Annotated in this window: 14 protein-coding genes; all 14 read left to right on the top strand. The window is 48.5% G+C overall.

What is annotated here, in order from left to right; genetic code table 11:
* Positions 1–13: 13 nt before the first annotated feature.
* The 14 genes from fliL to MJX74_RS08000 all read left to right on the top strand — a co-directional run bounded on the left by fliL (position 14) and on the right by MJX74_RS08000 (position 11,858).
* Positions 14–535 (top strand): flagellar basal body-associated protein FliL, encoded by a 522-nt coding sequence (fliL, locus tag MJX74_RS08065; RefSeq protein WP_240222345.1) that lies wholly within the window; start codon positions 14–16, stop codon positions 533–535.
* Positions 536–547: 12 nt separating this feature from the next.
* Positions 548–1,636: a flagellar motor switch protein FliM gene (gene fliM, locus MJX74_RS08060; RefSeq protein WP_068234595.1), complete on the top strand. Its 1,089-nt coding sequence runs from the start codon at positions 548–550 to the stop codon at positions 1,634–1,636.
* A 6-nt stretch (positions 1,637–1,642) separates the two neighbouring features.
* Entirely contained in the window at positions 1,643–2,032 is a 390-nt protein-coding gene (gene fliN / locus MJX74_RS08055; RefSeq protein ID WP_068234596.1) for a flagellar motor switch protein FliN, read from the top strand.
* Positions 2,032–2,544 (top strand): flagellar biosynthetic protein FliO, encoded by a 513-nt coding sequence (gene fliO, locus MJX74_RS08050; protein WP_240222343.1) that lies wholly within the window; start codon positions 2,032–2,034, stop codon positions 2,542–2,544. Before fliN ends, fliO begins: the two co-directional genes overlap by 1 nt.
* Positions 2,545–2,552: 8 nt before the next feature.
* Positions 2,553–3,299, top strand: a complete 747-nt coding sequence (gene fliP / locus MJX74_RS08045) for a flagellar type III secretion system pore protein FliP (RefSeq protein ID WP_240222341.1) — start codon at positions 2,553–2,555, stop codon at positions 3,297–3,299.
* Complete coding sequence (gene fliQ / locus MJX74_RS08040; RefSeq protein ID WP_240222339.1) at positions 3,296–3,565, top strand: flagellar biosynthesis protein FliQ; 270 nt, start codon at positions 3,296–3,298, stop codon at positions 3,563–3,565. The genes fliP and fliQ overlap by 4 nt, the downstream gene beginning before the upstream one ends.
* A gap of 6 nt (positions 3,566–3,571) precedes the next feature.
* Complete coding sequence (fliR, locus tag MJX74_RS08035) at positions 3,572–4,345, top strand: flagellar biosynthetic protein FliR (protein WP_240222337.1); 774 nt, start codon at positions 3,572–3,574, stop codon at positions 4,343–4,345.
* Positions 4,346–4,360: 15 nt separating this feature from the next.
* Positions 4,361–5,488, top strand: a complete 1,128-nt coding sequence (flhB, locus tag MJX74_RS08030; protein ID WP_240222336.1) for a flagellar biosynthesis protein FlhB — start codon at positions 4,361–4,363, stop codon at positions 5,486–5,488.
* An 82-nt stretch (positions 5,489–5,570) separates the two neighbouring features.
* On the top strand, positions 5,571–7,673 hold the full coding sequence (gene flhA, locus MJX74_RS08025) for a flagellar biosynthesis protein FlhA (RefSeq protein ID WP_240222334.1): 2,103 nt from the start codon (positions 5,571–5,573) through the stop codon (positions 7,671–7,673).
* A 10-nt stretch (positions 7,674–7,683) separates the two neighbouring features.
* A complete protein-coding gene (gene flhF / locus MJX74_RS08020) occupies positions 7,684–9,069 on the top strand; it encodes a flagellar biosynthesis GTPase FlhF (protein ID WP_240222332.1) in 1,386 nt (461 codons plus the stop codon).
* Positions 9,062–9,940 (top strand): MinD/ParA family protein, encoded by an 879-nt coding sequence (locus tag MJX74_RS08015; RefSeq protein WP_476748532.1) that lies wholly within the window; start codon positions 9,062–9,064, stop codon positions 9,938–9,940. The genes flhF and MJX74_RS08015 overlap by 8 nt, the downstream gene beginning before the upstream one ends.
* Positions 9,937–10,656: an RNA polymerase sigma factor FliA gene (locus MJX74_RS08010; protein ID WP_476748531.1), complete on the top strand. Its 720-nt coding sequence runs from the start codon at positions 9,937–9,939 to the stop codon at positions 10,654–10,656. The genes MJX74_RS08015 and MJX74_RS08010 overlap by 4 nt, the downstream gene beginning before the upstream one ends.
* A 52-nt stretch (positions 10,657–10,708) precedes the next feature.
* The gene (cheY, locus tag MJX74_RS08005; protein ID WP_206109480.1) at positions 10,709–11,080 is read left to right on the top strand and encodes a chemotaxis response regulator CheY; all 372 of its coding nucleotides are present in this window, start codon (positions 10,709–10,711) and stop codon (positions 11,078–11,080) included.
* 25 nt (positions 11,081–11,105) lie between these two features.
* The gene (locus tag MJX74_RS08000) at positions 11,106–11,858 is read left to right on the top strand and encodes a protein phosphatase CheZ (RefSeq protein WP_240222330.1); all 753 of its coding nucleotides are present in this window, start codon (positions 11,106–11,108) and stop codon (positions 11,856–11,858) included.
* Positions 11,859–11,872: the final 14 nt, after the last annotated feature.

Here is an 11,872-nt window from a genome sequence, read left to right as displayed (position 1 = left end):
AGGTAGCACAGGCATGGCAGCGGAAAAAGATCTGGTTATTGCAGAAGGTTCAGGTAAGAAAAAATGGCTTCTGTTGGGTGGTGGTGCAGTACTGGTGGTGGTGTTGATTGTTGTCGGCCTGATGTTCTTTGGTGGTTCAGATAGTAACGATGCCGGAGCTGCTTCAGATGGTGCTTCTGATACAGCAGGCGCCCCAGGCGGTACAGATGCAAAGGGCTCGGCGTTGTATGTACCACTGCCACGGCCTTTTGTGTTTAATGTACCCGGCGCGTCACGTGATCGGATGGTGCAAATTAAAGTGCAGTTGCTGGTGCGTGGTACTAACAATGAAACCATCGCGATGCGGCATATTCCGCTGATTGAAGGCAGTTTGCTGGAAACTTTCAGCGCTGCCAATGCTGATGAACTGGTCACTGTTGCTGGGCGTGATGCATTGAAAAACAAAGCACTAAGTGATTTACAGCAGGCGATGATCGAGGTCGCGGGTTCGGTGGTGGTAGAGGAAGTTCTCTTCACCGGTTTTGTGATGCAATAAGAGTGAGCAGCCGTGACCGATTTACTGTCACAAGATGAAATTGATGCGCTGTTGCATGGTGTTGATGACGTCGAAGAAGAGGAAATAGACGATTCCGGTGAAGGCCGGGGCCGCTCTGCCATGGAATACGATTTCTCGTCGCAGGATCGTATTGTACGTGGTCGCATGCCAACGCTGGAGATGGTAAACGAACGCTTTGCCCGCCATATGCGTATCAGCCTGTTTAATATGATGCGCCGCACAGCTGAAGTGTCAATTAACGGCGTGCAGATGATCAAATTCGGCGAGTACGTGCACACATTGTTTGTGCCGACCAGTTTAAATATGGTGCGGTTCAGGCCACTTAAAGGCACCGGCCTTATTACCATGGAAGCCAGGCTGGTATTTATTCTGGTGGATAACTTCTTTGGTGGTGACGGTCGTTACCATGCCAAAATTGAAGGTCGCGAGTTTACCCCGACCGAGCGGCGTATTATTCAGATGCTGCTGAAGCTGATTTTTGAAGATTATAAAGAAGCCTGGGCGCCGGTAATGGATGTGTCATTCGAATACCTGGACTCTGAAGTTAACCCGGCAATGGCCAATATTGTCAGCCCCACTGAGGTGGTGGTAATCAGCTCTTTCCACATTGAACTGGACGGTGGCGGTGGTGATTTCCATGTCGCTTTACCGTATTCCATGCTGGAACCGATCCGCGAGCTGCTGGATGCCGGTGTACAAAGTGACAAAGAAGACACCGATTTACGCTGGAGCAAGGCTCTGCGTGACGAAATTATGGATGTAAAGGTGGATTTAACCACCAAAATGATGGATGTCGATTTAACGCTGCGGCAAATTATGGAGTTGCAGGCCGGTGATATTATTCCGATAGAAATGCCGGACCATATCACGGTACTGGTTGAAGATTTACCAACCTACAGAGCTAAATTGGGCCGTTCGCGCGAACATGCTGCGCTGAAAATTATTGAAAAAATTAAACGGCCGGAATCAGCAAAATCTGAGATGCATGTGTTTACTAAAGGTGGGCGGCGCCTTGACAGCGATGCCGATATTTCCGAGTTAGAAGCCGATCTGAACCTGTCAGATCGCGACAGAAGGTAACAAAAAATGGCTGATGATAAAGACACCATGGACGAATGGGCTGCTGCCATGGCCGAAGCTGAAGGCACCGATGGTGCAGAAGCTGTTGAGCTGGAAGAGCTGCGTGACGAAAAAGCCGATATCACGGTAGATGAAAAACGTAAGCTGGATACTATTTTAGATATCCCGGTCACTATTTCTATGGAAGTGGGGCGGGCCAAAATAAGTATCCGCAACTTGTTGCAGCTTAACCAGGGCTCGGTGGTTGAACTGGAGCGTGTAGCCGGTGAACCACTGGATGTGCTGGTTAACGGCACCCTGATAGCGCACGGTGAGGTAGTTGTAGTAAACGACAAGTTTGGTATTCGCCTGACTGACGTTATTAGCCAGATTGAACGGATTAAGAAGTTACGTTGATGCGATTATTGCTTGTTACGTTACTCTGCTGCACCTTAATACCGCTGACGGGGCTGGCCCAAAGCACTGACGACGACGCTGCGCAAACCAAGAGTACAACCAAAGCTGAGGTTGTAGCGCAAAGTGAACCAGATCTTCCGTCAGCACAACCGCAGCCTGTGCGAGCTATACCGCTAAAAACCGAAGCACCTGCCGAGCGCCCGTCGGCAGGCCTTGGCTTGGGGAAAATGGCGTTATCGCTGGCGATAGTGGTAGCCATAGTGCTTACACTGGGCTGGGCGTTCAAAAAATTGACGTTGCGCTTACCTGGCAGCAGACATATAAAAATTATTTCCACCATGCCGCTTGGCCCGAAAGAGCGATTGTTAGTTGTTGAAATGCAAGGAAAACAACGTGTTTTAGGTGTCACAGCGCACAGCATAAATTTACTGTTTGAACTGGAAAATCCGCTACCTGAAGAAAAGTTGGCATCAGACTTTCATACACAGTTGCAATCGTTCCTGAAAAAATAGTGTGAGCTATGTTGCGACTGTTGTTCGTGGTGCTGGTAATACTGCTAAGCCCCGATGTTCTGGCTGATAATGGTGCCTTATCGGCTGTTACGGTAACTACCGGAGCCGATGGCTCCCAACAATACAGTGTAACGCTGCAGGTACTGGCGCTGATGACTGCGCTCAGTTTTATTCCTGCAGTCGTTATCATGATGACCTGCTTTACCCGCATTATTGTGGTATTGGCCATACTGCGCCAGGCCATAGGTTTGCAGCAAACGCCGTCTAACCAGGTCTTAATCGGCATTACGCTGTTTCTGACCTTTTTTATTATGGCGCCGGTGTTTAAAAACATTAATGACACGGCCATTCAGCCTTACCTGAGCGAAGACATTACGCCGGTGCAGGCACTTGACGCGGCGCTGATACCTATTAAAGGCTTTATGCTGCACCAGACCCGCACGAAAGATTTAGACACCTTTGCCCAGATTGCCGGGTTGGAAATTGCGGCCTCGCCGCAGGATTACCCGATTACAATAGTAGTGCCGGCCTTTATAACCAGCGAACTAAAAACCGCCTTTCAGATTGGTTTTATGCTGTTTATTCCTTTTCTGATTATCGATTTGGTCGTAGCCAGCGTGCTGATGGCAATGGGTATGATGATGTTATCGCCGATGATTATCTCGTTACCCTTTAAGTTGATGATGTTCGTGCTGGTTGATGGCTGGATTCTGGTTATGGGGACGCTCGCCACCAGCTATGGGGTAGGCACATGAGCCCGGAGGTTTTTGTCGATGTGCTGCGTGATGCGCTGTTTCTGGTAATTTTGCTGGTAAGCGCCATTATTCTGCCGTCGTTGTTTGTTGGCTTGATCGTCGCTGTTTTCCAGGCAGCAACCTCTATTAACGAGCAAACATTAAGCTTTTTACCACGGCTGATTGTTACGCTGCTGGCGCTGATTTATGGCGGCCACTGGTTTACCCGCGTTATTATGGAATACACCAACGAACTGATTTTAAGCATTCCAACGGTTGTGGGCTAAAGCACAATGGAATTTCCGCTGAATGTACTGATGCAGACTCTGGCAGATTACCTGCTGCCAATGTGTCGTGTTACCGGTATGTTCCTGATTATGGCCGGTATTGGTGTGCGTAATGTACCCATGCGGATAAAGACCGGCCTGGTGCTGATGATCACGCTGATCATTATGCCGACACTGCCGCCGGTAGCTAACCCGGATTTAATGTCTGGCCAGATGATACTTGAAGTGATGCTGCAACTGCTGATTGGCTTTGCACTGGGCTTTATTTCATTAATGTTTATTACCACCTTTGTTATTGCCGGGCAATTGCTTGCCATGCAAACCGGTCTGGGCTTTGCGTCTATGGTCGACCCGGCCAGTGGCGTTAATGTGGCAGCTATCGGCCAATTTTATCTGATCCTGGCTACCTTGCTGTTCTGGATTTTTGATGGCCACTTAATCATGATCCAAATGCTGGTATTTAGCTTTGACACGCTGCCTATTAACGGCCAGTGGTGGGAGGTCACCAGTTACTGGACTGTGATCGAATTCGCCGGCTGGATGTTTGCTACCGCCCTGGCAATAGCACTGGCACCGATTGTGTCTATGTTGGTGGTCAATCTGTCTTTTGGCATTATGACGCGTGCCGCACCGCAGCTGAATATTTTCTCGATAGGTTTTCCTATCACCATGCTGGCCGGTTTAATCATCTTGTGGTTAACGCTGGACACCTTCTTATTTCATTACGACAAACAGTGGCAGCACGCGATAGATTACAGCTGCCGGCTGATTGGCTGCTAGGCGGAGGGCTCTGCAATGGCAGATGATAGCGCCGAAAAGACCGAACAGCCCACCTCCAAGAAGCTGGAAGACGCAGCTAAAAAGGGCCAGATTGCCCGTTCCAAGGATTTAGGCACTGCTTTTGTGTTAATTGGCAGCGCAGCCTCTTTGCTGGTATTTGGCAAAATGCTGGCAATGGCAGTGCTTGATGTTGGCCAGCGTATGTTGCAGCTAAACCCAAAAGATATTTTTGAAACCAACTCTATGTTTACCGCCTGGGGGGCTGTGGGCGAAAAATTGGCACCGCCGCTGGCAGGTATATTCATTATTATTCTGATTGCAGCTTTTATCGGTAATACCTTGTTGGGTGGTTTTAACTTTAGTTGGGAGGCTGCAGGGCCCAAAGCCAGCAAAATGGACCCGTTAAAAGGCTTTAAACGCATGTTTGGCCTGCAGGCGCTGGTAGAGCTGCTAAAAAGCATTCTCAAAGTAATTGTAGTGATAGGAATTGCGTATCTGCTGCTGAAGATATTCTTTTTTGACATTATGGCGCTGTCTCTGATGAGTGAGCCGAATAATATTGAATCAGCCCTGTACTTCTTAGCCTGGCTTTTTCTTGGCTTATGCGCCAGCGTATCAGTGATTGCGGTAGTCGATGCACCATACCAAAAATGGAATCATATAAAACAACTGAAAATGTCACTGCAGGAAATTAAAGACGAGCATAAAAACAGCGAAGGTGATCCGCAAATAAAGGCGCGTATTCGCCGCACCCAGATGCAAATGTCGATGAAACGCATGATGCAGGAAGTGCCCAAAGCCGATGTTATCGTCACTAACCCTACGCATTACGCGGTGGCATTAAAATATGATCAGGGCAAATTCCGAGCTCCGGTTGTCGTGGCTAAAGGGGTAGATGAAGTAGCAATGCATATCCGCAAAATAGGTAATGAGCATAAAGTGCCGGTTATTGAATCTCCGTCACTGGCGCGTTCTATTTACTACACCACTAAGCTTGACCATCCTATCCCCGAGCAACTTTTTGCTGCAGTGGCCCAGGTTTTAGCCTATGTTTATCAGCTGAAAATGTATAAAAAAGGCAAAGGTAGCCGGCCAAGAACGCTGGCCAAAGAGTTGCCAATTCCGGAAGATTACCGCCATTAAGTTCAGCTGAGGCTGCCCGCTCTAGTGTTGGAACGCTTCTTGCTGAACAGCTGCATCGCGCCAATTTACTGTCAGGGTTGTCATGCAGTTAGCCAGTGTTTTTAATAAGTTCGACCGCACCCATTTAGCCTATGCCAAAGGTATAGCTACACCGCTGCTTATTCTTGCTGCACTGGCGATGATTGTACTGCCACTGCCGCCATTGCTGTTAGATATGCTGTTTATCTTTAATATCGCGCTGGCATTAGTGGTGCTGCTGGTTACCATTTACAGCCTGCGTCCGCTCGATTTTGCTGTTTTCCCCAGTGTATTGCTTATTGCCACCATTTTACGTCTGGCGCTTAACGTTGCCAGTACCCGGGTGATCCTGATGGAAGGGCATCAGGGCGAGGCCGCTGCCGGTAAAGTTATTGAAGCCTTTGGCTCGGTGGTTATCGGCGGTAACTTTGCTGTAGGTCTGGTGGTATTTATTATTCTGGTGATTATTAACTTTATTGTAATTACCAAAGGCGCCGGCCGTATTGCAGAAGTATCTGCCCGTTTTACGCTGGATGCGATGCCGGGTAAGCAAATGGCCATTGATGCCGATCTGAACTCAGGCCTTATTACCCAGGAAGAAGCGCGGGTTCGGCGTGATGATGTGACCAGTGAAGCCAATTTTTACGGTTCAATGGACGGTGCCAGTAAGTTTGTTAAAGGCGATGCTATTGCCGGTATTGTGATTATGGTGGTCAGTATTGTCGGTGGTTTGTTTATCGGCATGGTGCAGCACGGCTTAGCATTTGGCAATGCGCTGGAAATTTACACCTTGCTGACTATCGGCGATGGCCTGGTAGCCCAAATCCCTGCACTGCTGCTATCTATCGGTACAGCAATAGTGGTAACCCGGCAGAATAAATCTGAACAAATGGGCACGCAGATGGTGGCGCAACTGGGTACTACTCAGGTGCTGACTGTCGCTACCTCGGTGCTGGTAATTATTGGTATTGTGCCGGGCATGCCGCACTTTGCCTTTTTGTCTATGGCGGCTGTGTTGGGTGGCGTTACCTACATTATGAATAAACGCCAGCAAAAACAAAGCTCTGAGCTGGTCAGCCGCAATACGCAAGAGCTTGCGCCGGTTGAGTCTAATGTGGTTAAAGAAATTGGCTGGGATGATGTACAGGGCGTTGATACCATCGGCCTGGAAGTGGGTTACCGTTTAATTCCGCTTGTTGACAAAGCCCAGGGCGGTGAACTGTTAAGCCGTATTAAAGGTGTGCGCAAGAAATTATCTCAAGAGCTGGGTTTTCTTATTCCTGCCGTGCATATCCGTGACAATCTGGATTTAGAGCCCAACAGCTACCGTATGACGTTAATGGGCGTTACCAGTGGAGAAGGCGAACTGCGCCACGATAACGAACTGGCGATTAACCCCGGACAGGTGTTTGGCACTGTTAAAGGCATTGCCACTAAAGATCCGGCGTTTGGTTTAGATGCGGTATGGATTAGCAAAGATCAGCGCGAACATGCGCAAACTCTGGGTTATACCGTGGTAGATGCTGCAACAGTGGTGGCTACGCACCTAAGCCAGATTTTAACCAATCATGCTGCCAGCTTACTGGGCCATGAAGAAGTACAAAACCTGCTGGACATGCTGGCTAAGCATTCACCCAAACTGGTAGAGGGCTTAGTGCCGGATACGCTGGCACTGACCACAGTGGTTAAAGTGCTGCAAAACCTGTTGCAGGAAGGCGTACCTATCCGCGATATGCGCACCATAGTGCAAACCCTGGTGGAATATGGTGCTAAAAGCCAGGATGTTGATGTGCTTACTGCTGCTTGTCGTATTGCGCTGCGCCGTCTTATCGTGCAGGAAGTGGGTGGCAGCCGCAAAGAAATCCCGGTTATTACCTTTGCGCCCGAGCTGGAGCAGATGCTGCACCAGTCGATGCAGGCTGCGGGCAATGATGGTGCCGGTATTGAACCGGGCCTGGCTGACCGTATTCAGCAGTCGCTGCAGGATGCGCATCAGAACCAGGAGCTTAGCGGCGACAGCGCAGTATTGCTAACGTCAGGAATTTTACGCTCAGTAATGGCACGATTCGTGAAGTACACCATTCCAGGACTGCGGGTATTGTCTTATCAGGAAATACCCGACGATAAACAAATTCGTATTGTCAGCGTTATAGGCCAGGCAAACTAGGAGTTAACTCATGAAAATCAAACGCTTTGTAGCAAAAGACATGCGCACAGCATTACAGGAAGTAAAAGAATTCCTTGGGGCTGACGCCATTATTTTGTCAAACAAAAAAGTAGCCGAAGGCGTTGAGATAGTCGCGGCGATTGACCATGAGCCAGCCCCTGTTGCTAAAGCTGCCGCCGTTGCGCCCAAACGCACTGAGCCACGCCTTAAGGTTACCGTAGCAGATGACGACGAAACAGAAGCTCCGGCAGACTCGTTAAAAGCCCTGCTGGCGCGGCAAATGATTAAACAGCAAAAAAGTACTCAGCCTGCTGCTGGCACAGCACAGAAAAAAGATGTGCAGCTTGCAACTCAGTTTGAGCGTCAAAGTTCCGGCGTTAATGCCGCAGTGAACTCAGGCGTTAGCACCACGCAATTTACTGAGCTAACCAAACAGCAGGATCAACAAGCCAAACTGCTACAGCAACAAATGGATGCGATGCGCAATGAAATGCTGTCAATGCGCCAGCTCTTACAGCATCAGGTATCAGGTTTAATGTGGCAGGAACTGGCACGACGTGAGCCGGTACGTGCCTTGGTGATTGAGAATTTGCAGCAATTAGGTTTATCTGAGCAGGTAGCTGATCAGCTTGCTTGCTTTATGCCGGAAGATCTTAATACCACCGATGCCTGGGATGCCGCGCTGGAGTTACTGGCCGGCCAGCTAAGTACAACCAACGATGACATTTTACGCCGCGGCGGCGTAGTGGCACTGGTAGGCCCAACCGGCGTAGGAAAAACGACTACAGTAGCAAAGCTGGCGGCAGAATTTGCCAAGCGCCATGGCGCTGATCAGGTAGCGCTAATTACAACCGACAGCTATCGTATTGGTGCTTTTGAGCAACTGGCCACCTTTGGCCGCATTATTGGCTGCCCGGTAAAGCAGGCTAAAGACAGTGACGAGCTTGCGCTGTTAATTAATCAGTTACAACAACGCAAACTTATTCTGATAGATACTGCCGGAATGAGCCAGCGTGATGTGCGTTTGGCAGAAAAACTTGCATCTCTGGTACACAATAGTCGTGTCAAAATAAAAAGTTATCTGGTATTGTCTGCGACATCGCAAGCAAGGGTTATGCAGGAAAGCGTAATGCATTTCAAACGTATTCCCTTGTCTGGTTGTATTTTCACCAAACTTGACGAATGCTTAAGCTTGGGTGAAGTTATAAATGTTGCTATTCAGAATGCGTTGCCGGTTAGCTACCTGACCAACGGTCAGCGGGTACCCGAAGATATAGCTGTTGCTCATGCGCAAACGCTGGTACAACAGGCAGAAACGTTACGTATCGCGCAAAGTAGTACGGTTCATCAGTGGTATAACGACGGCATGAACCGCGCGGAAGGAACCTATGCATAGTCATGAAAATATTGATGATCAAGCCAGTGGCCTGAGAAAAATGAATAAGCAGATGGTAAAAGTAATATCAATTACAGGTGGCAAAGGCGGCGTAGGTAAAACTAACGTGTCGCTAAACCTCGCCATGGCGCTGTCCCAACTGGGGAAAAAGGTGCTGGTGCTGGATGCTGACCTGGGTTTAGCCAATTGTGATGTCATGCTTGGGCTGCGGGTAGAAAAAAACCTGTCGCATGTGTTATCAGGTGAAGTTGAGCTGGATGATGTAATTATCGACGGCCCCTTTGGTATTAAAATTATCCCCGCCACATCCGGCTCTCAAAATATGACGGAATTGGCACCAGCAGAACATGCTGGCCTTATTCGGGCGTTCAGTGAATTAAAAACACCAGTAGATGTACTGCTGGTTGATACTGCCGCCGGTATTTCGGATATGGTGTTAAGCTTCTCCCGTGCCTCGCAGGATGTGTTGGTAGTAGTATGTGATGAACCGTCATCTATTACAGATGCCTATGCGCTGATGAAGATCCTCAGCCGAGACCATGGCGTAGAAAAATTTAAAATTGTGGCCAATATGGTGCGCAGTCTAAAAGAAGGTCAGGAGCTTTTCGCCAAGCTGACACGGGTCACAGATCGTTTCTTAGATGTGAACCTGGAATTGGTTGCCATCATCCCCTACGATGAAAATGTGCGCAAAGCAGCCCGTAAGCAAAAAGCCTTTATTGAAGTTTTTCCGAAAACGCCAGCGAGCATGGCAATTAAAAGCCTGGCACTGAAAGCGGGCAAATGGCCTTTGCCCGCTGTAGCGTCGGGACACCTGGAGTTCTTTCTCGAACAGTTGGTGCAACCACATGCTGACCGGGGGCTAGTGTGAACAGTAAACTTGCTGCTTATGGCGGTGTTGACCATATGCAACAATTGGTCGAGCGCCATGCGCCGCTGGTAAAACGTATTGCCTATCATTTGCTGGCCCGGTTACCTGCCAGCGTGCTGGTAGACGATCTTATTCAGTCTGGCATGATTGGGCTGATTGAGGCGGCAAAAAACTTTGACGGCAGTAAAGGGGCCAGTTTTGAAACCTTTGCTGGTATTCGTATTCGCGGTGCTATGCTGGACGAAATGCGTCGTGGCGACTGGACACCGCGCTCGGTGCATCGCAATGCCCGGCTGATAGCGGAAACCATTGCTGAACTTGAGTCGCAACATGGGCGTGATATAAAAGATATTGAAGTTGCTGAAAAACTTGATATATCTTTAGATGAATACCATCATATGCTCAGCGACATCAGCAGTGGCCGTATTATTGGTATAGAAGACTTAGGTATTTCCGAGGATGTGCTAGTGACCTCAGGCGATACAGAAGGAGATCATTTGTATGAATCTCAGGCCAATGAAAGCTTCCACCAAGATTTAGTTAAAACAATCAGTAATTTGCCAGAGCGGGAAGCTTTAGTGCTTTCTCTGTATTATAATGACGAGCTAAACTTAAAAGAGATTGGGGCAGTGCTTAATGTCAGCGAGTCCCGAATAAGTCAAATTCATAGTCAGGCATTGGTCAGATTGAAAGCCAGAATGCAGGATTGGTTGTAAGCTATCCTGAGATAAAAGTAATATCTCGTCGGAGGGGATTTTGGATAAAAACATGAAAATTCTTGTGGTTGATGATTTTTCAACCATGAGACGCATAATAAAAAATCTGTTGCGTGACCTTGGCTTTACCAATGTGTCAGAGGCTGACGATGGCAGCACCGCTTTGCCTATGCTGCAAAACGGCGATTTTGACTTCGTAGTCACAGACTGGAACATGCCAGGTATGCAGGGTATCGATTTATTGCGTGCTATTCGCGCCGATGCCAAGTTAAAGCATATACCGGTATTAATGGTTACTGCTGAAGCGAAAAAGGAACAGATCATTGCCGCGGCGCAAGCCGGTGTTAATGGTTACATTGTGAAGCCTTTTACGGCTGCAACCTTGCAAGAGAAGTTGGCTAAAGTATTCGAACGGATCGGCTAACCGTAGCTGACAAAGGAGTGATGCCATGTCTGCGATTACGGCGCCTGTAATTTCTCTGGACCAAGCGCGGGAGCTGGTGCAGCTCCTTGAGATGGGCGAAAACGAAACAGCTAATCAAATGGTACAGCAACTGGCTGTACCAGGTTCGTCAGAATTATTTGCCGAGGTGGGTAAGCTTACCCGGCAACTGCACGACTCACTGAAGAATTTCCAGATAGATCCCTCACTGAATAATCTGTTAGAAGAAGATATTCCAGATGCGAAAAAGCGGTTAAATCATGTTATTGATATGACAGAGCAGGCCGCCAATCGCACGATGGACGCAGTGGAATCGTGCCTGCCAATCGCAGATCAACTCAGCCAGCAACTGGGTAAAATTCAGCCGCATTGGCAAAAGTTAATGCAGCGCCAACTGCAGCTTGGTGAGTTTAAACAGCTGTGCCATACGTTGGATAATTTTTTACTGCAGGCAAATACTGATTCGGGCACATTAAACACTCTACTGACAGATGTGTTAATGGCACAGGATTATCAGGATCTTACCGGGCAGATTTTACGCCGGGTAATTGAACTGGTACGCGAAGTAGAAGAAAGTCTGATTGGCCTGCTAACGGCTTTTGGTCAATCCAGTATGATGGTAGCTGCAGAAGCTAAACCAGCAAAAAGTAAGCCCAAGGCGCATGAAGCTGAAGGGCCTATTATTGATGCAGCAGAGCGTGACGACGTGGTAAGCGGTCAGGATGATGTCGACGATTTGTTATCCAGTTTGGGTTTTTAACAGAGGTGTCTTTG

The organism is Rheinheimera hassiensis, assembly GCF_022436675.1.
In the GTDB taxonomy this organism is placed as follows: Bacteria; Pseudomonadota; Gammaproteobacteria; order Enterobacterales; family Alteromonadaceae; genus Alishewanella; species Alishewanella hassiensis.
The sequence above is the reverse complement of the archived record's forward strand: the minus strand, read 5'-3'. Positions and strand labels throughout refer to the sequence as shown.